The sequence below is a fragment of the Pseudomonas sp. H1_G08 genome (assembly GCF_054681355.1).
The window spans coordinates 4895242-4917500 of sequence record NZ_CP162822.1 but is presented as its reverse complement, the minus strand read 5'-3'; the positions used below and the strand labels follow the sequence as shown (position 1 = coordinate 4917500).

Sequence of the window (22259 nt, the reverse complement as noted above, 5' to 3'; positions counted from 1 at the left end):
CCGGGGATTTCACATCCAACTTAACAAACCACCTACGCGCGCTTTACGCCCAGTAATTCCGATTAACGCTTGCACCCTCTGTATTACCGCGGCTGCTGGCACAGAGTTAGCCGGTGCTTATTCTGTCGGTAACGTCAAAATTGCAGAGTATTAATCTACAACCCTTCCTCCCAACTTAAAGTGCTTTACAATCCGAAGACCTTCTTCACACACGCGGCATGGCTGGATCAGGCTTTCGCCCATTGTCCAATATTCCCCACTGCTGCCTCCCGTAGGAGTCTGGACCGTGTCTCAGTTCCAGTGTGACTGATCATCCTCTCAGACCAGTTACGGATCGTCGCCTTGGTGAGCCATTACCTCACCAACTAGCTAATCCGACCTAGGCTCATCTGATAGCGCAAGGCCCGAAGGTCCCCTGCTTTCTCCCGTAGGACGTATGCGGTATTAGCGTTCCTTTCGAAACGTTGTCCCCCACTACCAGGCAGATTCCTAGGCATTACTCACCCGTCCGCCGCTGAATCCAGGAGCAAGCTCCTCTCATCCGCTCGACTTGCATGTGTTAGGCCTGCCGCCAGCGTTCAATCTGAGCCATGATCAAACTCTTCAGTTCAAACATCTTTGGGTTTTTAAGAAACCCTAAACTTGGCTCAGCAATCGTTGGTTACATCTTTGATTTCTCGCGGAGTAACTTGTGATGCTGATAATCTTGTTGACTATCAGTCTGACTGCACAAGCACCCACACGAATTGCTTGATTCAGTTGTTAAAGAGCGGTTGGTTAAGATCTTTCGTCTCAACCGAGGCGCGCATTCTACAGCAGCCTCATTTGCTGTCAAGTGATTATTTTCAGAAGTTTTCGAAGAATTCTTCAACAACTTCAACCACTTGCGCTTCCGATCTCTCGTTAGCGGGAGGCGAATTCTACAGCGTTGATCGCTGCTGTCAACACCTCTTTTTCTCCGCTTTCGACCGAGAAGATCGAACCGTTAAAAGAGCCAAACATCACTGCTCTTTCAACTCCTTCCAGACTTCGACGACCTGAAGCAAGCCGCTGTCGAAAACCGCGTAACTCTTTGAATCTCAAGGAGTTTTCCGTTTCGACTGCGCCGGAAGTGGGGCGAATTATAGACCTCTGGAATCTGCCGTCAACCGTTAATTTCGCTTTTCTTTCAATAACTTGCGTATTGGTTAAAAAACATCCAATCAAATGAGAAAAGAGCTTCTTCTATATAGAAGAAGACTTAAAGGACGCCTTCCTCCTTCAACGTAGCCACCGCGCCTGCCCCCAGACCCAGCACCCGCTGCAGAACCTCTAATGTGTGCTCGCCTAATAAAGGAGGCGCATGACGATATTCAACGGGCGTCTCCGACAATCGAATCGGGCTGGCCACCTGAGGCACCATCCCCGCTAATGCATGCGGCAGCTCTATCGCCAGACCGCGCGCCTTCACTTGGGGATCTTCAAACACCTGCGACAGATCATTGATCGGCCCACAAGGGACACCCGCCTGCTCCAGTTGAGCAACCCACTCGGCCGTGGTCTTGAAGACCGTAGCTTGGCGGATCAACGGGATCAGCACCGCGCGGTTCGCTACCCGCAGCTTGTTGGTCGCGAAGCGCGGATCATCCGCCCACTGCGGTTGGCCAGCCACCTCTGCGAACTTGCGGAACTGCCCGTCATTACCCACGGTAAGAATGAAGTCACCATCCGCCGTAGGAAAGTCCTGATAAGGCACGATGTTGGGATGCGCATTTCCCAGACGCTTTGGCGCATTGCCCGTGGTCAGGTAGTTCATCGCCTGGTTAGCCAGACACGCGACCTGTACATCCAGCAACGCCATATCGATGTGCTGGCCACCACCGTCGTGATCGCGATGAGCCAACGCCGCGAGGATCGCCACCGTTGAATACAGCCCAGTAAGAATATCCGTGAGCGCGACACCGACTTTCACCGGACCGGCGCCCTCATCTCCGTCAGGCCGGCCGGTCAGGCTCATCAAGCCGCCAAGCCCCTGGATCATGAAGTCATACCCTGCGCGCTTCGCGTACGGGCCGGTCTGGCCGAAGCCGGTGATTGAGCAGTAGATCAGATTCGGGTTGAGAACCCTCAGCGACTCATAGTCCAGACCATAGGCCGCCAGACCACCTACTTTGAAATTCTCAATCATAATGTCCGACTTCGCCGCCAGGTCGCGCACCAGCTTCTGACCTTCAGAACGGGTGAAGTCGATGGTCACCGATTGCTTGTTGCGGTTGGCCGAGAGGTAATAAGCCGCTTCCGATGTGTTCTCGCCGTAAGCGTCTTTAAGAAAGGGCGGGCCCCAGGCGCGGGTGTCATCACCATTGCCCGGGCGCTCGACCTTGATCACCTCGGCACCCAGGTCGGCGAGGATCTGTCCGGCCCAAGGCCCGGCCAGCACTCGTGATAAATCCAGTACCCGTAGATGCGACAGCGCGCCCATGGTCCGCCCTCCTATTAATAGAACGCCTGCAGACCGGTTTGCGCACGCCCGAGGATCAGCGCGTGAACGTCATGGGTACCTTCATAGGTATTCACCACTTCAAGGTTGACCAGGTGACGGGCCACGCCGAACTCATCGGAGATGCCGTTACCACCGAGCATGTCGCGCGCCATCCGTGCGATATCCAGCGATTTGCCGCAGGAGTTGCGCTTCATGATCGAAGTGATTTCAACGGCGGCGGTACCTTCGTCCTTCATCCGGCCCAAGCGCAGGCAACCTTGCAGTGCCAGAGTGATCTCGGTCTGCATGTCGGCGAGTTTCTTCTGCACCAGTTGAGTCGCGGCCAACGGTCGACCGAATTGCTGACGATCCAGAGTGTATTGACGCGCGGTGTGCCAGCAGAACTCGGCCGCGCCCAGTGCGCCCCAGGAAATGCCGTAGCGTGCGGAATTGAGGCAGGTGAACGGACCTTTCAGACCACGGACGTCCGGGAAGATGTTTTCTTCCGGCACGAACACATTGTCCATGACGATCTCGCCGGTGATGGAAGCGCGCAGGCCGACCTTACCGTGAATCGCCGGAGCGCTCAGACCTTTCCAGCCTTTCTCCAGAACGAATCCACGGATATCGCCGGCGTCATCCTTGGCCCAGACCACAAATACGTCAGCAATCGGGCTGTTGGTGATCCACATCTTCGCGCCGGTCAGGCTGTAGCCGCCATCGACCTTGCGCGCCCGGCTGATCATCGCGCCCGGATCGGAACCGTGGTTCGGCTCGGTCAGACCGAAGCAACCGATCCATTCGCCGGAAGCCAGTTTCGGCAGGTACTTCTGCTTCTGTGCTTCGGTACCGAATTCGTTGATCGGCACCATCACCAGTGAGGATTGCACGCTCATCATCGAGCGGTAGCCGGAGTCGACGCGCTCGACCTCACGGGCAATCAGGCCGTAGCTGACATAGTTCAGACCGCTGCCACCGTATTGTTCGGGAATGGTCGCGCCGAGCAGGCCGACTTCGCCCATCTCGCGGAAGATTGCCGGGTCGGTCTTCTCATGACGGAAAGCTTCGAGCACACGCGGCGCCAGACTCTGTTGAGCGAACTGGGCGGCGGTGTCGCGGATCATCCGCTCTTCTTCGGTGAGCTGTTGATCCAGCAGCAGGGGATCGATCCAGTTGAAGCTAGCTTTACCGCCCATGAGTGTGCCCTCGCAATCGGGTGAATTAACGTGGCATTGATCCTAGGCGCGGTTCGCCGTCGGAGCAAACGAGGATTTCGCATTCTGTTGTGCTAATTTCTCACTCCGTACCGTCGCGAATAGCCTTTTATGCGGCGCATTAGTGAGGTTGACGTACATGCGCAGGAAGATCCCCAGCACCGCCGCCCTGATCAGTTTCGAAGCTGCCGCCCGCCATGAGAGCTTTACCCGTGCTGCTGAAGAACTGTCGCTCACCCAAGGCGCCATTTGCCGACAGATCGCCAGCCTGGAAGATTTCCTCAGCGTGGAACTGTTCCGACGCTCGCGACGTGGAGTGAAACTGACCGAGGCGGGTCTTTCATATAGCCGTCGGGTGGCGACTCAGCTCGATGCAGTGGAGCGCGACACCCTCTCGGTGATGGGCCAGCAGGGCACCAACGTCATCGAGCTCGCAGTCGTCCCGACCTTCGGCACGCAATGGCTGCTGCCACGCCTCAAGGATTTTCAGCTCAAGCACCCGGAAGTGACCGTCAACCTGACCAACCGCACCCGACCGTTCCTGTTTGCCGACACCGAATTCGATGCCGCGATCTACTTCGGCGATGCCGATTGGTCGGGTACCGAATCCCACAGATTGATGGGCGAGAATCCGATGCCGGTGTGCAGCCCCGCCCTACTCGGCGATCACACGCAGCTGACAGCGCAAGCCATCGCCGAGCTACCGCTGCTGCAGCAGACCACCCGACCTTACGCCTGGCGCCAATGGTTCAACTCGCAGCAATTGAATATCCCTCGCGACATGACAGGTCCACGCTACGAGCTATTCTCCATGCTTGCCCAGGCAGCCATGCACGACATGGGCGTTGCGCTGATTCCGCCGTTTCTGATTCAGCGCGAGCTGACAGAGAAACGTCTGGTGGTTGCCAACTCTCAAGCGCTTTCCAGCATCAAGGCCTATTACCTGATGATTCCGGAGCGAAAGGTCGAATCGGCATCGCTGAAGGCATTTCGTGACTGGCTGGTAAATCAGGCGCAGAGCTACAGCCTAGAAGAATAAAGGCTTTGCGCAATACCTAACCTCGTAGTCAGAAAAACCAAAGCACTACAGATATAACTATTTGTCGCTTCTGAGCAGACTGTATCCGAAAGTCGTACAGACGTCCCACAAGCTGCCAAACACGTGGCTTTGAGCCTCTAACGGCGACTCATTGCTGCCTATTCACGCCACCGATGCGAATTTTTTCAAATTCAGCCAGAATCCTTGCAGGGCACGGCCTGCAAGGGGTTCAACTGGCCATCTGCGACATTCGGTCACGGCATGACTTGTAGTTAATTTTCCGTCACCCGTCATAATCCCTTGAAGGGCATAAAGTTCGCCTGCAAAATGCCGCGCCCCGCCCTGATTCGGCGGGATCGTGCTGATCGGCCGCCCCAGTCGCACCATCCGTAGTGCATGGGTTTACTCAATAAGATCACGCAGGAGATTTGACGTGCACATTGGTGTTCCTCTCGAAACCCAGACCGGTGAAACACGGGTTGCTGCAACCCCGGAAACCATCAAGAAGCTGATCAGCCAAGGCCATAAGGTCACTGTGCAAAGCGGCGCTGGCGTCAAAGCCAGTGTCGTCGACAGTGCCTATGAAGCGGCCGGCGCAAGCATTGGCAGCGCCAATGACACGTTTGGCGCCGAGCTGATTCTCAAAGTGGTCGCGCCAAGCGATGCCGAACTGCCGCTGATCAAGCGCGGCACGGTGCTCGTGGGCATGCTCAACCCGTTCAACAACGAGACCATCGCGAAGATGGCCGAATGCGGCATTACCGCATTCGCCCTCGAAGCGGCGCCGCGCACCTCGCGGGCGCAGAGTCTTGATGTGTTGTCGTCGCAGGCGAATATCGCCGGCTACAAAGCGGTGTTGCTCGCGGCTCACTATTACCCACGCTTCATGCCGATGCTGATGACTGCTGCGGGTACCGTGAAAGCGGCGCGGGTGCTGATTCTTGGCGCGGGCGTGGCCGGTTTGCAGGCGATTGCCACAGCGAAACGCCTGGGTGCGGTGATCGAAGCGTCCGACGTGCGTCCAGCGGTGAAGGAACAGATCGAATCCCTCGGCGCCAAGTTCGTCGACGTGCCTTACGAGACCGATGAAGAGCGCGAATGCGCCGTCGGTGTCGGCGGTTACGCGCGGCCGATGCCGGCGAGCTGGATGCAGCGTCAGGCCCAGGCTGTGCACGAGCGCGCCAAGCAGGCCGATATCGTCATCACCACCGCGCTGATTCCGGGCCGCAAAGCGCCGACGCTGCTCAGCGCCGAGACCGTGGCGCAGATGAAGCCGGGCTCGGTGGTCATCGACCTCGCGGCCGCTCAGGGTGGCAACTGTCCGCTGACCGTCGCCGATCAGGTCGTTGTGGAAAACGGAGTGACGATCGTCGGTCCGACCAACCTCGCCGGTGAAGTCGCTGCCGATGCTTCGGCGCTGTACGCACGCAACCTGCTGGACTTCCTCAAGCTGGTGTTCACCAAGGAAGGCCAGTTCGACGTCAACCTCGAAGACGACATCGTCGCCGCGTGCCTGATGTGCCGCGACGGCCAAGTCATCCGCAAAAACGCCTAAGCAGGGATTCAGACGATGGAAGAGCTTATCTCCCCCGGTATCTACAACCTGATCATCTTCGTGCTGGCGATTTATGTCGGTTACCACGTGGTCTGGAACGTTACGCCTGCGCTGCACACGCCGTTGATGGCAGTCACCAACGCGATCTCGGCGATCGTGATCGTCGGCGCCATGCTCGCTGCTGCGCTGACCGTCACGCCGCTGGGCAAAACCATGGGCACGCTGGCCGTGGCACTGGCGGCAGTCAATGTGTTTGGTGGCTTCCTGGTCACCCGCCGCATGCTTGAAATGTTCAAGAAGAAAGCCCCGAAAGCAAAAGAAGAGGCGCCGAAGTAATGAGCATGAATCTCGTGACGACGCTCTACCTGATCGCGTCGATCTGCTTTATCCAGGCCCTCAAAGGCCTGTCCCACCCGACCACCTCGCGGCGCGGCAACCTGTTCGGCATGCTTGGCATGGCGCTGGCCATCATCACAACGGTCGGCCTGATCTATAAGCTCGGGGCTGAGCTCGCTACAGCCGGTATCGGTTACGTCATCGTTGGCCTGCTGGTCGGCGGCACCGCCGGTTCGATCATGGCCAAACGCGTTGAAATGACCAAGATGCCGGAACTGGTAGCGTTCATGCACAGCATGATCGGCCTCGCGGCGGTGTTCATTGCCATTGCGGCAGTGGTTGAGCCGCAGTCGTTGGGTATCGTTAAACAGCTGGGCGATGCGATCCCGGCGGGCAACCGTCTGGAGCTGTTCCTCGGTGCGGCAATCGGTGCGATCACTTTCTCCGGTTCGGTGATTGCCTTTGGCAAGCTCTCGGGCAAGTACAAGTTCCGCCTGTTCCAGGGCGCACCGGTACAGTTCAGTGGCCAGCACAAGCTCAATGCGATTCTGGGTCTGGCAACGCTGGTTCTCGGTCTGACTTTCATGTTCACCGGCAACCTTACGGCGTTCGCACTGATGCTGGCCCTGGCGTTCGTGATGGGCGTGCTGATCATCATCCCGATCGGCGGCGCCGACATGCCGGTGGTGGTGTCGATGCTCAACAGCTATTCCGGCTGGGCGGCGGCGGGGATCGGCTTCTCGCTGAACAACTCGATGCTGATCATTGCCGGCTCGCTGGTGGGTTCGAGCGGTGCGATTCTCTCGTACATCATGTGCAAGGCGATGAACCGCTCCTTCTTTAATGTACTGCTCGGCGGTTTCGGCAATACGGCAGATGCAGGTCCTGCCGGTGCGCAGGAAGCCCGCCCGGTGAAATCCGGCTCGGCGGATGACGCGACTTTCCTGCTGACCAACGCCGACACCGTGATCATCGTGCCGGGTTATGGCTTAGCAGTAGCGCGTGCACAACATGCGCTGAAGGAGCTGACCGAGAAGCTGACCCATCGTGGCGTGACTGTGAAGTACGCGATTCACCCGGTGGCCGGTCGGATGCCTGGGCACATGAACGTTTTGCTCGCCGAGGCCGAAGTGCCTTACGACCAGGTGTTCGAGATGGAAGACATCAACTCCGAGTTCGGTCAGGCCGACGTGGTGCTGGTGCTCGGCGCGAACGACGTGGTCAACCCGGCCGCGAAGAACGATCCGAAGTCACCGATTGCCGGCATGCCGATTCTCGAAGCGTTCAAGGCCAAAACCATCATCGTCAACAAGCGCTCGATGGCCAGCGGCTATGCCGGTCTGGACAACGAACTGTTCTATCTGGACAAAACCATGATGGTTTTCGGCGATGCGAAGAAAGTCATCGAAGACATGGTCAAAGCGGTCGAGTAATCACCCGTTGCAATAACGAACGCCCCGACTTGTCGGGGCGTTTTTGTTTGCGCCAGACGCTGGACAATTTGCCGCGTTGTTGCAGATCCGGTAACGGTGTTTTACTGCAAACCCGCGAAATAGAGGCCTCGTTTGCGACCTTGGTAGCGGGACAGGCGCCGGCCAAATTCACTAGACTGCGCATCCTGCTACTCGTTGCCCGAGATAATAATCCATGTACCGTGACCGTATTCGCCTGCCTTCGTTGTTGGATAAAGTGATGAGCGCCGCCGACGCCGCTGCTCTGATTGAGGACGGCATGACCGTCGGCATGAGCGGTTTCACCCGCGCCGGCGAAGCCAAGGCCGTTCCCCACGCACTGGCCGAGCGCGCCAAGGTCACGCCGCTGAAGATCAGCCTGATGACTGGCGCCAGCCTGGGCAACGACCTCGACAAGCAACTGACCGAGGCCGGCGTGCTGTCGCGGCGCATGCCGTTTCAGGTCGACAGCACGTTGCGCAAGGCAATCAACGCCGGTGAAGTGATGTTCATTGACCAGCATCTCTCGGAAACGGTCGAGCAGTTGCGCAACCAGCAATTGAAGCTGCCGGACATTGCCGTCATTGAGGCAGTCGCCATCACCGAACAAGGCCATATCGTGCCGACCACTTCGGTGGGCAACTCGGCCAGCTTCGCGATCTTCGCCAAACAAGTGATCGTCGAGATCAACCTGGCCCACAACGCCAACCTCGAAGGCCTGCACGACATCTATATCCCGACGTACCGCCCGACGCGGACGCCAATCCCGCTGGTGAAAGTCGACGATCGCATCGGCAGCACGGCGATCCCGATTCCACCGGAGAAGATCGTTGCGATTGTCATCACTCAGCAGTCGGACTCGCCGTCCACAGTGTCGGTACCGGACGTTGATACCAATGCCATTGCCGAACACCTGATCACCTTCTTCAAGCAGGAAGTCGCGGCCGGGCGCATGACCAACAAGCTAGGCCCGCTGCAAGCCGGGATTGGCAACATCGCCAACGCGGTGATGTGCGGCTTGATCGACTCGCCGTTCGAAGACCTCACCATGTACTCGGAAGTGCTGCAGGACTCGACCTTCGACCTGATCGATGCCGGCAAGCTGAGCTTCGCCTCGGGCAGTTCGATCACCCTGTCCGAGCGCCGCAACAGCGACGTGTTCGGCAACCTGGAGAAGTACAAGGACAAACTGATTCTGCGGCCGCAGGAGATCTCCAATCACCCGGAAGTGGTGCGGCGTCTGGGCATCATTGGCATCAACACTGCGCTGGAGTTTGATATCTACGGCAACGTCAACTCTACCCATGTCTGCGGTACGCGGATGATGAACGGCATCGGCGGCTCCGGCGACTTCGCGCGCAATGCGCATCTGGCGGTATTCGTGACCAAATCGATCGCCAAGGGTGGCGCCATCTCCAGCGTGGTGCCCATGGTCAGCCACGTCGACCATACCGAGCATGACGTCGACATTCTGGTAACCGAGGTCGGCCTCGCCGACCTGCGTGGCCTGGCGCCACGGGAACGTGCACGAGTGATCATCGACAACTGCGTGCATCCGGACTTCCGCCAGGCACTGAATGATTACTTCAGCGCTGCCTGTGCAATCGGCGGTCACACCCCGCATATTCTGCGCGAAGCCCTGAGCTGGCATATGAACCTGGAAGAAACCGGGCGCATGCTGGCAGTGTGATTCACACAGATACCCACCGAGGCAAACACAGTTTTGCCTCGGTGGATGCCCGCGAGAAGCAGGATCGCAAAAAACTGTACTGCTGTACCGGTCTTTTCCTACCGCAAACTCCTACTCAACCCCCTGATACGAGCCGAAATGCACCAATCAAGTGCAGACAGGTACAGTTTGCCCAATTTCGACCCGTACACCATCCATAAACAGTTAACTGCTCACTCACAATACAAATGAACTGTATCTACAGAGACTAGGCAAACGAGAGGATCATGGGCACCAGTCAAACCACTACCTGATCCCGCCACAAGCGGAAGGATGTCAACCATGGAACGTACACTCAGTTCCGAACTGTTCTTCGAAGACAAAGCTGTAAACACCCAGGCTTCCCTGCCTCTGCGCGTTATTGCCAACCTGATGTTGTGGCAGCGCCGCATCTCCAGCCGCCACCAACTGGCCCGTCTGGATTCGCGTCTGCTGGCCGATGCCGGTATCAGCGAAGCACAACGCTACGAAGAGCTGAGCAAGCCGTTCTGGCGCTAAGCAGCGTCGCTGGCTCTGGTCGTCAGACCCACCGCCAGCAACCCGAATTGCACAAGCAAAACCCGTCGTGGGCAACCACGACGGGTTTTGTCGTTTCAGGGCCTTGAATGCTCTAAAACGCATAACTGAATGAGTACAGGTACAATTCACGAAAGCCCCAGATGACACCAGTACAGTTATGCAGAACCTTTGGAGTATCACTGGCCACCACTGGGCGAACCGGATTTGGCAGCCTAATATCCATGCAGAACGTGGCGAACGTTGCGCAACAGGCGTCTGACTCCTCAGATACCGAGCCACCTCTCACTACGGTTTATCCAAAGGAGTTACATCATGACCCGTCTTCGCCTGCTCAGTGCCGCCGCCCTGCTGGCCGTGGCTGCCAACGCCAGTGCTACCAGTTTCATCGTCACCACCGACTCGATCGTCGGCGCGCTGAAAGCCACTTCCGACGCCACTTCCGATGTGACCTCCTCGTTCCGTGACGACAAGATCGTCCTCGCCGCCCGCGACGATGCCGCCAGCTTCGTGGCCAGCGAAGGCGATATCCGTGGGGTGAAGCTGGAAAGCGCGCTCGATCACATCCGCCATCAGGTGCCACAACTCAATGCCACCGATGCCCAATTGGCTCAGGCCATTCTGACGCTCTGATCGCTTGCGGTATTGCGGGACACGCCAGCCGTGTCCCGATGTTTCAACGCTGGCTCTGGCCCGGGCATTTGCGCTAGCCTTCAGGCTCGCTAACAGTTGTCGAGTCCCATGCGCTTTCTTCCAACTTTGCTCATCTCTTCTACTCTATTCACCGCCTGCTGGGCGATGTCTGCCAACGCCTTCGATGCTTTCAATGCATCGACCCAAGGCACGGTTGTCAGCGGTTACGCCACCAGCATGGTGTCTTCTGCGCCGTTCGACCGTAAACTGCTGCTCGCCGCCCATGATGACGCGGCCGCCTTCGTCGCCAGTGACGGTGAATGGCGAGGCGCACGGCTGGAATCCGCGCTGCATTACCTGCGCAAAACCCGGCCGAAACTTCATGCCAGCGACCTTGAACTGGCAGAAGCAATTCTCGTCCAATAGTTATCCTTGTCCTTCCGGAGTCGTTCCATGCGTAGCCCGCTGATTGCTGCCGCCCTTGGCCTGTTTGTGTTGGCCGATGTGGCCCAGGCGCACACCCTGGTAGCCACCAGTAACATCATCGTTCGTGCCTCCCAGCGCAGCATCGATTTCACCTCCGATACCACCACGTCGATTCGCGATTCGAAAATCATCCGCGAAGCCCACGACGACGCCGCCAGTTTCGTCGCCAGCAACGGCGACATCCGTGGCGCGCACCTCGAAGCCGCTCTCAACACCTTGCGTACACGGGTGCCGGAAGCGCGCGACGCCAGTGATCAGGTACTCGCCGAAGCCATCCTCGCACTGTGAGGTCCGTTGGCGCCTGGCTGCTGGCCGGGGTGTTGTTGCTGCTTGGCAACAGCGCCCACGCCGGCCTTCAATTGCGGCTCAAGACCGAGGGTCTGAGCCCGGCTCAACAACAGGCCAGTCAGGCGCTGATTGATGAGGCCATGGCGAAACTGCCGCCGAGCTTCATCGAGCGGCTGGATCGGCGCATCGACGTCGGCTGGACCGACGACATGCCGGCCAATGCTTACGGGCAGGCGACGCTGGTTGCCGAACTTGATTTGAATCGCAAGCTTCTCGTCGCTCTCACCGATGGCAGCGCGGCGAAAGAGAAAACCAATCGCCCCCACGGCACTGTGCGCCAGGAACTGCTGGCCACAGTGCTGCACGAAATCACGCATATCTACGACCGCGCGCGTTTATGGCCAAGCGCCGAGCGCACGTTGATCCAGCGCTGCACCCGACGCTTCAACAGCGCCGGGCTGATCGGTATTCCCGATGAGTGTCGCGGGCAGAACGGTCGCCGCTTCACCATCAGCGACGATCCGCGCCTGCTCGATCTGGCCGGGTGGCAACAGTACGTCGGCCGCCGTGGCGAGCGTGAACAACATAACCGGCAGATCGCTCGCAGCCCGGACCTGTACGAAATTTCCAGTCCCAAGGAATTTGTCGCGGTCAACATGGAGTACTTCCTCCTCGACCCGAGCTACGCCTGCCGCCGCCCGGCGCTGTATCGCTACTACAAGGAACATTTCGGCTGGGCGCCGCCAGCGCAGGACACCTGCAGCAAGAGCTTTGCCTTTCTCAATGCAGGCAATGACTTCGCCAAGCAGCCTCTGGGGCAAGTCGATCCGGAACGGGTCTACGCTGTCGATTACCTGCTGGCCGAAGCCAATCAGAACTGGGTCAGCCGCTGGGGCCACAGCATGTTGCGCCTGGTGATCTGCGCCCCCGGTCGCCCGCGTGGCCCGGATTGCCGCCTCGACCTCGACCAGCACCTGGTGCTGTCCTATCGCGCCTTCGTTGGCGATGTGCAGCTGTCGAGCTGGGACGGACTGGTCGGCAAATACCCGTCGCGGCTGTTCGTGTTGCCGCTGGCACAGGTGATCGACGAATACACCAAGACCGAGCTGCGCAGCCTCGCTTCAGTGCCGCTGAACCTGTCTCGCGAGGAAATCGAAGGCGTGGTCGAACATGCCGCCGAGATGCACTGGAGCTACGACGGCAACTATTTCTTCCTGTCCAACAACTGCGCGGTAGAAGGTTTAAAACTGTTGCGCAGCGGCAGCAACAACAGCCAACTGGTCGGCCTCGACAGCATCATGCCCAACGGTTTGCTCGAGGTGCTCAAGGGCCGTGGTCTGGCCGACACCAGTGTGCTCGACGATCCGAAAGAAGCGCTGCGTCTGGGTTACCGCTTCGACTCGTTCCGCGATCGCTATCAAGCGATGTTCGATGTATTGAAGAAGCAGCTGCCGATCAAGCAGAACACTGTCGAAGACTGGCTGTCACTCAGCGCTGAACAACGCCGCGAATGGTTCGATCGCGCCGACCTGCGCACCAGTGCCGCGCTGTTGCTGCTCGAGCAGGCGAGTTTCCGCCGGCAGTTGTTGCTGGCCCAGGACGAGGTCAAGCAACGCTACCTCGGCGCCCGCGAGCTGGAAAATGGCGGCATGGACAAGGCCAACGCGACCTTGCAGGAGATTCTCGCCAACAGCGGTTTCCTCAGCCGCCCGGCGGAACTGCTCGACTCTAAAGGTTACGGACTGCCCCAGCCGAGCGAGTTTGGCCGACTGGAAGCGGAAAGCAGCCAGCGGCAGAAGAAGCTGCTCGCCCTGTCAGGCGATCTCGATACCGAAGTGCGCAAGCTGCTCGAACCCAAGCGCGCCGCCGAGATTGCCGCCAGCGAGGCCAACGTGAAACAGATTGGCGAGCATCTGCGCAAACTGCACAAGGCTTCGGGCGGACTGCAATTGCCCTGAGCACAAAAAAAGGCTTCAGAACGCCTGTTCTGAAGCCTTTTTGATTTCCCCTGCGGCTTTAGACGCGAGCCTTGCGCACGCCTTGGGACAGCGCCGAACACAGACTCAACACGCCATCGATGGCCTGCTCAGGCGTATCGGCACTGGCGATGTGATCGATCAACGCCGAGCCCACCACCACACCGTCAGCCAGACGCGCGATGGCCGCAGCCTGCTCCGGTGTACGGATACCGAAGCCAATGCTGATCGGCAGGTCGGTATGCCGACGCAGACGCGCAACCGCCTCTTCCACGTGTTCCAGAGTCGCTGCACCGGCGCCGGTGACACCCGCGACCGACACGTAGTAGACAAAACCGGAACTACCGTTGAGCACACGCGGCAGGCGCGCGTCGTCGGTGGTCGGCGTGGTCAGGCGGATGAAGTCCAGGCCAGCAGCCTGCGCCGGGTCGCACAGCTCTTCGTTGTGCTCTGGTGGCATGTCGACCACGATCAGGCCATCGACGCCGGCATCCTTGGCTTCTGTGATGAAACGCTCGACGCCGAATTTGTGGATCGGGTTGAAGTAACCCATCAACACCAGCGGCGTGTCGCTGTTGCCTTCACGGAATTCGCGAACCATTTGCAGGGTTTTCGCCAGATTCTGTTTGGCGCCCAGTGCGCGGATATTGGCCAACTGGATCGCCGGGCCATCGGCCATCGGATCGGTGAACGGCATGCCCAGTTCGATCACGTCGGCACCTGCGGCAGGCAGGCCTTTGAGGATTGCCAGCGAAGTGTCGTAGTCAGGATCGCCAGCGGTGACAAAGGTCACCAGCGCGGCGCGGTTCTGTTGCTTGAGGTCGGCAAAGCGGGTTTGCAGGCGGCTCATCAGTGTTTCTCCTGCTGCGACTGTTGCATATGGTGCATTACGGTTTGCATGTCCTTGTCGCCACGGCCCGAGAGGTTGACCACCATCAGGTGATCCTTCGGCAGCTTCGGTGCACGTTTGAACACTTCGGCCAGGGCGTGAGCGCTTTCCAGGGCAGGGATGATCCCTTCCAGACGGCAGCATTTGTGGAACGCTTCAAGCGCTTCGTCGTCGGTCACCGAGGTGTACTGGACGCGGCCGATGTCATGCAACCAGGCGTGTTCAGGGCCGATGCCCGGATAGTCGAGGCCAGCGGAAATCGAGTGGGCGTCGATGATCTGCCCATCGTCGTCCTGCAGCAGGAAAGTGCGGTTACCGTGCAGCACGCCCGGCACACCGCCGTTCAGACTGGCCGCGTGCTTGCCGGTTTCGATGCCATAACCGGCGGCTTCGACGCCGATGATCTCCACGCTCTTGTCATCGAGGAACGGGTGGAACAGGCCCATGGCGTTGGAACCGCCACCGATGCATGCCACCAGACTGTCCGGCAGACGACCTTCCTGAGCCTGCAGCTGATCGCGGGTTTCCTTGCCGATGACGGCCTGGAAGTCGCGGACCATTGCTGGATAAGGGTGTGGGCCGGCCACAGTGCCGATCAGATAGAAAGTGTTGTCGACGTTGGTCACCCAGTCACGCAGGGCTTCGTTCATCGCATCCTTCAGGGTGCCGGTGCCAGCCACCACCGGAATGACTTCAGCGCCAAGCAGCTTCATGCGGAAGACGTTGGCCTGCTGACGTTCGATGTCGGTGGTGCCCATGTAGATCACGCAGTCCAGACCGAAACGCGCAGCGACGGTGGCCGTGGCCACGCCGTGCATGCCGGCGCCGGTCTCGGCGATGATGCGCTTCTTGCCCATGCGCCGCGCCAGCAGGATCTGGCCGATGCAGTTGTTGATCTTGTGCGCGCCGGTGTGATTCAGCTCTTCACGCTTGAGGTAGATCTTGGCGCCGCCGCAGAACTCGGTCAGGCGTTCGGCGAAATACAGCGGGCTCGGACGTCCGACGTAATCACGCTGGAAGTAGGCCAATTCTTCTTTGAATGCCGGATCTTCCTTGGCCGCTTCGTATTCGCGGGCCAGGTCGAGGATCAACGGCATCAGGGTTTCCGCTACATAACGGCCACCGAACGCACCGAACAGGCCGTTGGCGTCAGGGCCGTTACGCAGATCAGAGGTGTTCGAAGTCTGGGTCATGGGTCGCTCCAGGTGAATTCGGTCAGAAGACAATGACGACCACTCTACCCCTGACTTTCCAGGCTGAAAACCGATAAGATCGCCGCAACCTGTCAGGAAAACTCACAGATACCATGAGCCACGACCTTCCCCCGCTCAATGCCTTGCGCGCCTTCGAGGCCACCGCCCGTCTGAACAGCGTCAGTCAGGCTGCCGAGCAGCTGCATGTCACTCACGGCGCGGTCAGCCGCCAGCTGAAAGCGCTTGAAGAACATCTCGGCGTGAGTCTGTTCGTGAAGGATGGGCGCGGCTTGAAACTCACAGATGCCGGCGTGCGTCTGCGCGATGCCAGCGCAGAGGCGTTCGATCGCTTGCGCAGTGTTTGTGCGGAATTGACCCAAAGCACTGCCGATGCGCCATTCGTGCTTGGTTGTTCGGGGAGTCTGCTGGCGCGCTGGTTCATTCCGCGCCTGGGGCGGTTGAATGCCGATTTGCCGGATCTGCGACTGCACCTGTCGGCCGGTGAAGGCGATCTCGACCCTCGGCGCCCGGGACTCGATGCGCTATTGCTGTTCGCCGAGCCACCGTGGCCGGCCGATATGCAGGTCTATGAACTGGCGGCGGAACGCATCGGCCCGGTGATGAGCCCGTTATTCAGCGGTTATCAGAACCTGCACGACGCTCCTGCCGCAGAATTGCTCAAGCAGCCCTTGCTGCACACCACCTCTCGCCCGCAAGCCTGGCCCAGCTGGGCGCAGCAAAACCACCTCGATCCCAAGGCGTTGAAGCTCGGGCAAGGTTTTGAGCATTTGTATTATTTGCTGGAGGCGGCTGTTGCAGGTCTCGGCGTGGCAATCGCACCGGAGCCGTTAGTAACTGAAGACCTGAAGGCGGGTCGCCTGGTTGCGCCGTGGGGCTTCTGCGAAACCCCGGCGCAACTGGCGTTGTGGCTACCCAAGCGCGCCGCGGACGGGCGCGCCCGGCAACTGGCGCAGTGGCTCAAAAACGAGCTGCGCCAGCCTGATCACTCACCGCGCTTGAACAAAAAGTAGGCAGCGAGCAGACCGATTGCACCGACAGCCACACCGGCTGTGGTCCAAGGATGTTCCTGCGCGTAATCACGAGTGGCAATGCCGGTCTCGCGGGTTTTCACTTTGACTTCTTCGTACGCGTCGCTGAGCAGATGACGGGAATGTTTCAGTGCACTTTCGGCATTGCTTTTCAGCGCCTTGAGGGTCTTGCGCGACTCGTCCGAAGCATCGTCTTTCAAGCTTTCCAACGATTTGAGCAGACTCTCGATCTCGGCTTCCATGCTTTGCAACGAGGCTTTACGTAAAGAGGTGTTGGCCATGGTGGCTCTCCTGCATTGGTGATGAGTGGCGTGTGTTGGTTGGGACTTCACCACTTCGAGAAAGTGCAGAAATTCTGAACTTCGGCAGCGCAGAGGCGCCGAAATCAACAGTGCAATTGCCTGCTAGGCTCAATTTCATACGCCATTCCAACCCAAGGAGAACGCCATGAGTGACCATCACACGTACAAGAAAGTCGAGCTGGTCGGTTCGTCCACCACCAGCATCGAAGACGCCATCAACAACGCACTGGCCGAAGCCAACAAAACCCTGCGCAATCTGGAATGGTTTGAAGTGACCGAAACCCGTGGCCACATCGAAAACGGCCAGGTGGCGCACTTTCAGGTAACGCTGAAAGTCGGCTTCAAGATTGCCGCCAGCTGAGTTTGAGCTAGTCTTCTGAACTTGCGCGCTGGCCGAGTGCCATAGGGAATGGCAAAGCGCTACAAGGTGAGCGCATCGGGTGGATGACCCGATGCCCGCCTCATTCAATCCGACCAGGGAGTGCGACCGATGAAGAAGTTCATGTTGGCAGTAGGTTTGTTGAGCCTTGCGGGTGGTGCGTTTGCAGCCGGCAAGCCATGTGAAGAGCTGAAAAGCGAAATCGCCGCGAAGCTCGACGCCAAAGGCGTATCCGGTTATTCGCTGGAAGTTGTCGACAAGGGTGCGGCCGCTGATGGCGACGTCGTCGGCAGTTGCGAAGGCGGCAGCAAGGACATCGTCTACAAGCGAGGCTGATTGCGCCTGAAATACAAAAGCCGACGCGGATGCGTCGGCTTTTTTGTGGACGATGATTTTCCGGGTAGGAGCTGCGGGACGCTGCGATCTTTTGATCTTGATTTCAAATCATAATCAAAAGATCGCAGCCTCGTTGCACTCGACAGCTCCTACAAGGGTTCGCGTTATCCCTTCATGACTTGGGCCAGCAATTCGTAGGAATGGATGCGATCGGCGTGTTCGTAAAGATCACTGGTGAAAATCAGCTCATCCGCCTGGGTCTGCTCGATCAACACTTCCAGTTTGGCTCGGATCTTCTGCGGGCCGCCGACCATGGCGAGGCCGAGGAAATCGCCCACCGCTTCACGTTCATGGGGCAGCCACAGGCCGTCCATGGTTTTCACCGGTGGACGCTGCACCAGGCTCTGGCCACGCATCAGCGCAAGAATGCGCTGGTACACAGACGTCGCCAGGTAATCGGCTTGCTCATCGGTATCCGCTGCCACCAGCGGCACGCCGAGCATCACGTACGGCTTGTCGAGCACCGCCGACGGTTTGAAGTGATTGCGGTAGATGCGGATCGCCTCGTGCATGAAGCGCGGCGCGAAGTGCGAGGCGAAGGCGTAAGGCAAGCCGCGCTCTCCCGCCAATTGCGCACTGAACAGGCTTGAGCCGAGCAGCCAGACCGGCACGTTGGTGCCGGTGCCGGGCATGGCGATCACCCGTTGTTCCGGAGTGCGCGGACCGAGGTAGCGCATCAGTTCGGAAACGTCTTCAGGGAAGTCGTCAGCGCTGCCCGAGCGCTCACGGCGCAAGGCGCGGGCGGTCATCTGGTCAGAGCCGGGCGCGCGACCCAGACCCAGGTCGATCCGTCCCGGGTACAGGCTCTCGAGGGTGCCGAACTGCTCGGCGATCACCAGCGGCGCATGGTTGGGCAGCATTACCCCGCCGGAACCGACGCGGATCGTCGACGTGCCTCCGGCCAGATAGCCGAGCAACACCGAAGTTGCCGAACTGGCGATGCCGTCCATGTTGTGATGTTCGGCGACCCAGAAGCGCGTGTAGCCGAATTTCTCGGCATGCTGCGCCAGGTCCAGCGAGTTGCGCAGCGATTGCGCCGCGCTGCCGTTTTCGCGTACCGGCACCAGGTCGAGGGTGGAAAATTTTACGTCGGACAGTTTTTTCATGAACCTGCATCTCCGGGTGGGGAGGCAGGTTTTTCTTGCGAGCGAAAACCTGCCAAATCCATAAGCGTGTTTTATGGAATGAGGGCATATACCCGAGATTCAATAGCAGCGACGAAATTTCCTACTAAAAAAGTCAACGATTCAGCCAGGCTGAACTTTGTTCCGCCGTCTATCCTCAGAAGCCTTGCTAGTAAAAACCGCGACGGCGCGGCGTTCCGCGCCACATTTGAGGAGGCAGACATGGCTATCGTGAAAAAGGCATCGGCGCATTGGAAAGGCGATCTGAAAACCGGTCTCGGCTCGATCTCCACCGAAACCGGCGTACTGCGGGAAGCACCGTACGGCTTCAAGGCGCGCTTTGAGGGCGGCAAGGGCACCAACCCGGAAGAACTGATCGGCGCGGCTCACGCCGGCTGCTTCTCCATGGCGTTTTCGATGATTCTCGGCGATGCCGGCCTGAAGGCAGACAGCATCGATACCAACGCTGAAGTCACCCTCGATCAGGTTGACGGCAGCTTCGCAATTACTGCGGTAAAGCTGATTCTCAAGGCGAAGATTCCAGGCGCAACTCAGCAGCAGTTTGAAGAACTGAGCAACAAGGCCAAGGAAGGTTGCCCGGTTTCCAAGGTGTTGAATGCGAAGATCACGCTTGAGGCTTCGCTGGTCAGCTGATTGGGCGTTTGCAGGGCTGACGCTATCGCGGGCAGGCTCGCTCCCACAGGGGATTTGTGCACGGCGCAGATCCAGTGTGGGAGCGAGCCTGCTCGCGAACGCAGTCTCGAAACCAGCTCAGCGGCCGGCAATTAATACAAGGTGTGAGCAAAGTCAGAACCCGCTCCGCAGAAATGTGGTCGAATAATCGAAAGCAGCTTCAGCGCACACCCGTGCGCGCTGCCTCAAGGAGCTTCATCGATGAAACGTATTGGCTTGGCGATCCTTTGCAGTGCACTGGCCACGTCCGCTTTCGCAGCCCCCAAGGACTGCGAAAAGCTCAGAAAGGAAATCGAGGTCAAAATTCAGGCGAAAGCGGTCCCAACGTACACCCTGGAAATCATCACGGCGGAGGAGGCGAAGCAGCATGACTCGGCCATGATCGTCGGTACTTGCGAGAACGGCACCAAGCGAATCATCTATCAGAAAAACGATAGCTGATTGCCTATCACGGCACGCAATTGATCTGCCGCTCGTTGGCAACGATCTGCCCCTGACGATTGATCAAGCGTGCACTTGGCGTGAAGGCCAGCGATCGGGCCTCAAGGCGGTAACGCTGCCCGGCCTCGAAGTGTTCATAGGGCACGGTCATGTAACACAGCCGCTCTTGCGGATCGGTATCCATGCCCTGACCACCCCCGAATACTTCGAAGTCAAAGCGCACGGTGAGCTCATGACTACCGGGCGTCACCTGAAAAAACCGTCCGTCGCGCGAGCGCTGTTTATCCAGGCGCTCGGCCATCAGCACCTTGCCGCCGGGGGTAGGCATGGCGAAGTCGACCCAGGCTTTGTCTGGATCGGCCGCCGGCAACGGGCTCTGACAACCGGCGAGCACACTGGCGGCCAGCAATGTCGTCAACTTGCGCATGATCGATATCCTTAGACGGGATTTCCAGCATAGCGCCGATCAACTGCTCTGACAGCCCGCCGGTGTGCCCTGACCGACAACCTTGCGCTGTTCGTCATAAAGCTTGGCCCAAGGCCGGAAGCCGATGCTGCCCGCCTGCAACTGATAGCGCTGGCCGGCGTTGAAGTCCTTGAATTTCACGCTCAACTGGCAATCGCGCCACAGCGGTTCGGCAGTCGGGCCGATATTGGTGGCCTCCACCGGGAATTGATAGCGCACCTTCAGCTCATGGCTGCCGGGCTGCACTTCGAAATAGCGTTTGTCGATGGCCTGGGTGGCATCGACTTGAACGGCTTGCAGCGCCGTGTCGTGTTGGCGAGCGTCAAGATCGATCCAGGCTTGCGAGGGGTCGGGGTCGGGCATTCCGAATCCGGCACAACCGGCCAGCGTCAGCAGGCCTCCTGTCAGCATGAACATGCGCATAGCGGTGCTCCTTGAGGCGGGATAGTCTTGGGGCAGACTTTCCGGGGAATTTCTTATTTTGATCAGGCCGTTTTCCAGCCTTGGGTTACTTGATCGCGTTTTTCCGATTTTGTTTCCGGGTGTGTTGTTTTTGTTGCTCAACGGTTGCGCCAGCGTCAGCTATTACAGCCAGCTCGCCAGCGGCCAATTGCAATTGCTGCGCGCCCGGGAGCCGGTGGAGAAGGTCATTGCCGACCCCAGCCGCGATGCCAAATTGCGCGCGCATCTGGCTCAATCACAAAAGGCCCGTACCTTTGCCAGCGAGCATCTGCATTTGCCGGATAACCAGAGCTATCGTCTGTACGCCGACATCGGTCGCCCGTACGTGGTGTGGAACGTGTTCGCCACCGCAGAGTTTTCCCTGACGCCGCAGAATCACTGCTTTCCGATTGCCGGCTGCGTGGCCTATCGCGGCTACTACAGCCAGAGCGCGGCCCGTGGCGAGGCGGCGATTCAACGTTTGCAGGGCATGGACGTGTCGATCGGCGGGGTCGAGGCGTACTCGACGCTTGGCTGGTTCGATGACCCGATCCTCAATTCGATGATGGGCTGGGGCGACGAACGGCTGGCCACGTTGATCTTTCATGAACTGGCGCACCAGAAGTTCTATGTGAAGGACGACACTGAATTCAACGAGTCTTTCGCCACCTTCGTCGAGCAGGAAGGCACGCGGCAATGGCGCACGTTTCGCGGGCTACCGGCAGAGTCGGATTCCAGGCTCAAGCAGCGTGACCAGTTCATCGAACTGGTACTCGACACGCGTTCAAGACTGGAGAAGCTGTATGCGCAGCCGCTGTCGGTTGAGCAGATGCGTGAGCGCAAAGCAGCTGAATTCGAGCACTTGCGCCGGGAGTATCGGGTCATGCGCGACAGTCAGTGGGCCGGGGACAAACGTTATGACGCTTGGGTCAATGCGCCACTGAACAACGCGCGATTGTTGCCGTTCGGGTTGTATGACCAGTGGGTGCCGGCGTTTGCGGCGCTGTTCAACCAAGTGGGTGGGGATTGGCTGAGGTTCTATGCCGAGGTTGAGCGGTTGGGGCGATTGCCGGTTGATGAGCGTAAGGCGGCTTTGAGGGCCTTGGCAGTTCCTGAGTCCACCAGCGGCTGAACGGACCTCACCGCTGGCAAGCCAGCTCCCACAGGGACAGCGGTGAGCCTGAAGAATCGCTAACCTGTGG

At 58.9% G+C, this 22259-nt stretch carries 25 protein-coding genes and 1 rRNA gene (1 of these 26 running past the window's edge); 16 read left to right on the top strand and 10 right to left on the bottom strand.

All coding sequences use genetic code 11. The features are described from left to right. The 4 genes from AB4N85_RS22410 to AB4N85_RS22395 form a co-directional block, all read right to left on the bottom strand. Positions 1–610 (bottom strand): 16S ribosomal RNA (locus AB4N85_RS22410) (it extends 927 nt beyond the left edge of the window). Between the two features lie 293 nt (positions 611–903). Further along, positions 904–1083, bottom strand: coding sequence for a hypothetical protein (locus tag AB4N85_RS22405; protein WP_252868563.1), 180 nt, complete (start codon positions 1081–1083; stop codon positions 904–906). A 157-nt stretch (positions 1084–1240) separates the two neighbouring features. Further along, positions 1241–2461: a CaiB/BaiF CoA transferase family protein gene (locus AB4N85_RS22400; protein WP_252868562.1), complete on the bottom strand. Its 1221-nt coding sequence runs from the start codon at positions 2459–2461 to the stop codon at positions 1241–1243. A gap of 14 nt (positions 2462–2475) precedes the next feature. Then, positions 2476–3657 (bottom strand): acyl-CoA dehydrogenase, encoded by a 1182-nt coding sequence (locus AB4N85_RS22395; RefSeq protein WP_024015035.1) that lies wholly within the window; start codon positions 3655–3657, stop codon positions 2476–2478. 157 nt (positions 3658–3814) lie between these two features. Here AB4N85_RS22395 and AB4N85_RS22390 point away from each other — a divergent pair, with 157 nt between their 5' ends. The 10 genes from AB4N85_RS22390 to AB4N85_RS22345 all read left to right on the top strand — a co-directional run bounded on the left by AB4N85_RS22390 (position 3815) and on the right by AB4N85_RS22345 (position 13666). Continuing rightward, positions 3815–4714, top strand: coding sequence for a LysR family transcriptional regulator (locus tag AB4N85_RS22390; protein ID WP_095182267.1), 900 nt, complete (start codon positions 3815–3817; stop codon positions 4712–4714). A 433-nt stretch (positions 4715–5147) separates the two neighbouring features. Then, complete coding sequence (locus tag AB4N85_RS22385; protein ID WP_460065898.1) at positions 5148–6269, top strand: Re/Si-specific NAD(P)(+) transhydrogenase subunit alpha; 1122 nt, start codon at positions 5148–5150, stop codon at positions 6267–6269. A gap of 15 nt (positions 6270–6284) precedes the next feature. Further along, positions 6285–6605, top strand: a complete 321-nt coding sequence (locus tag AB4N85_RS22380) for an NAD(P) transhydrogenase subunit alpha part 2 (protein ID WP_003220416.1) — start codon at positions 6285–6287, stop codon at positions 6603–6605. After that, positions 6605–8038, top strand: a complete 1434-nt coding sequence (locus AB4N85_RS22375; RefSeq protein ID WP_041476447.1) for an NAD(P)(+) transhydrogenase (Re/Si-specific) subunit beta — start codon at positions 6605–6607, stop codon at positions 8036–8038. The genes AB4N85_RS22380 and AB4N85_RS22375 overlap by 1 nt, the downstream gene beginning before the upstream one ends. A 214-nt stretch (positions 8039–8252) precedes the next feature. Continuing rightward, positions 8253–9746: an acetyl-CoA hydrolase/transferase family protein gene (locus AB4N85_RS22370; protein WP_071173986.1), complete on the top strand. Its 1494-nt coding sequence runs from the start codon at positions 8253–8255 to the stop codon at positions 9744–9746. Between the two features lie 321 nt (positions 9747–10067). Beyond that, positions 10068–10283: a DUF1127 domain-containing protein gene (locus AB4N85_RS22365; RefSeq protein WP_007911656.1), complete on the top strand. Its 216-nt coding sequence runs from the start codon at positions 10068–10070 to the stop codon at positions 10281–10283. A gap of 333 nt (positions 10284–10616) precedes the next feature. Beyond that, positions 10617–10934, top strand: coding sequence for a DUF2388 domain-containing protein (locus AB4N85_RS22360; RefSeq protein ID WP_095182268.1), 318 nt, complete (start codon positions 10617–10619; stop codon positions 10932–10934). Between the two features lie 108 nt (positions 10935–11042). After that, positions 11043–11360: a DUF2388 domain-containing protein gene (locus AB4N85_RS22355; RefSeq protein ID WP_095182269.1), complete on the top strand. Its 318-nt coding sequence runs from the start codon at positions 11043–11045 to the stop codon at positions 11358–11360. Positions 11361–11387: 27 nt separating this feature from the next. Next, entirely contained in the window at positions 11388–11708 is a 321-nt protein-coding gene (locus AB4N85_RS22350) for a DUF2388 domain-containing protein (protein ID WP_041476450.1), read from the top strand. Then, the gene (locus AB4N85_RS22345; protein ID WP_252868561.1) at positions 11705–13666 is read left to right on the top strand and encodes a DUF7844 domain-containing protein; all 1962 of its coding nucleotides are present in this window, start codon (positions 11705–11707) and stop codon (positions 13664–13666) included. The genes AB4N85_RS22350 and AB4N85_RS22345 overlap by 4 nt, the downstream gene beginning before the upstream one ends. Before the next feature lie 58 nt (positions 13667–13724). Here the strand turns inward: AB4N85_RS22345 and trpA are convergent, their stop codons facing one another. Continuing rightward, complete coding sequence (gene trpA / locus AB4N85_RS22340) at positions 13725–14534, bottom strand: tryptophan synthase subunit alpha (RefSeq protein WP_252868560.1); 810 nt, start codon at positions 14532–14534, stop codon at positions 13725–13727. After that, positions 14534–15766: a tryptophan synthase subunit beta gene (gene trpB / locus AB4N85_RS22335; protein ID WP_016772302.1), complete on the bottom strand. Its 1233-nt coding sequence runs from the start codon at positions 15764–15766 to the stop codon at positions 14534–14536. Before trpB ends, trpA begins: the two co-directional genes overlap by 1 nt. Before the next feature lie 113 nt (positions 15767–15879). On the opposite strand from trpB, the gene AB4N85_RS22330 reads away from it, so the two are divergent. Continuing rightward, entirely contained in the window at positions 15880–16797 is a 918-nt protein-coding gene (locus tag AB4N85_RS22330; RefSeq protein WP_095182271.1) for a LysR family transcriptional regulator, read from the top strand. Here the strand turns inward: AB4N85_RS22330 and AB4N85_RS22325 are convergent. Next, positions 16770–17096 (bottom strand): ElaB/YgaM/YqjD family protein, encoded by a 327-nt coding sequence (locus tag AB4N85_RS22325; protein WP_039757078.1) that lies wholly within the window; start codon positions 17094–17096, stop codon positions 16770–16772. The genes AB4N85_RS22330 and AB4N85_RS22325 overlap by 28 nt on opposite strands. Positions 17097–17262: 166 nt before the next feature. Here AB4N85_RS22325 and AB4N85_RS22320 point away from each other — a divergent pair, with 166 nt between their 5' ends. Then, on the top strand, positions 17263–17478 hold the full coding sequence (locus tag AB4N85_RS22320) for a dodecin (protein ID WP_016772305.1): 216 nt from the start codon (positions 17263–17265) through the stop codon (positions 17476–17478). A gap of 129 nt (positions 17479–17607) precedes the next feature. Beyond that, positions 17608–17832 carry a DUF1161 domain-containing protein gene (locus AB4N85_RS22315; RefSeq protein ID WP_071173980.1) on the top strand — a complete coding sequence of 75 codons (225 nt, stop codon included), beginning with the start codon at positions 17608–17610 and terminating at the stop codon, positions 17830–17832. 164 nt (positions 17833–17996) lie between these two features. Here AB4N85_RS22315 and AB4N85_RS22310 read toward each other — a convergent pair whose 3' ends face one another. Beyond that, positions 17997–18998: an LLM class flavin-dependent oxidoreductase gene (locus AB4N85_RS22310; RefSeq protein ID WP_150637340.1), complete on the bottom strand. Its 1002-nt coding sequence runs from the start codon at positions 18996–18998 to the stop codon at positions 17997–17999. 240 nt (positions 18999–19238) lie between these two features. On the opposite strand from AB4N85_RS22310, the gene AB4N85_RS22305 reads away from it, so the two are divergent. Next, on the top strand, positions 19239–19670 hold the full coding sequence (locus tag AB4N85_RS22305; protein WP_252868559.1) for an OsmC family protein: 432 nt from the start codon (positions 19239–19241) through the stop codon (positions 19668–19670). A 240-nt stretch (positions 19671–19910) separates the two neighbouring features. Beyond that, a complete protein-coding gene (locus AB4N85_RS22300) occupies positions 19911–20150 on the top strand; it encodes a DUF1161 domain-containing protein (protein WP_095182274.1) in 240 nt (79 codons plus the stop codon). 7 nt (positions 20151–20157) lie between these two features. Here the strand turns inward: AB4N85_RS22300 and AB4N85_RS22295 are convergent, their stop codons facing one another. Then, positions 20158–20577 carry a PA0061/PA0062 family lipoprotein gene (locus AB4N85_RS22295; RefSeq protein ID WP_095182275.1) on the bottom strand — a complete coding sequence of 140 codons (420 nt, stop codon included), beginning with the start codon at positions 20575–20577 and terminating at the stop codon, positions 20158–20160. A 39-nt stretch (positions 20578–20616) separates the two neighbouring features. Next, positions 20617–21039, bottom strand: a complete 423-nt coding sequence (locus AB4N85_RS22290) for a PA0061/PA0062 family lipoprotein (RefSeq protein WP_056791288.1) — start codon at positions 21037–21039, stop codon at positions 20617–20619. A gap of 58 nt (positions 21040–21097) precedes the next feature. Here AB4N85_RS22290 and AB4N85_RS22285 point away from each other — a divergent pair, with 58 nt between their 5' ends. Next, a complete protein-coding gene (locus tag AB4N85_RS22285) occupies positions 21098–22189 on the top strand; it encodes an aminopeptidase (RefSeq protein ID WP_252868558.1) in 1092 nt (363 codons plus the stop codon). The last annotated feature ends 70 nt before the right edge of the window (positions 22190–22259 follow it).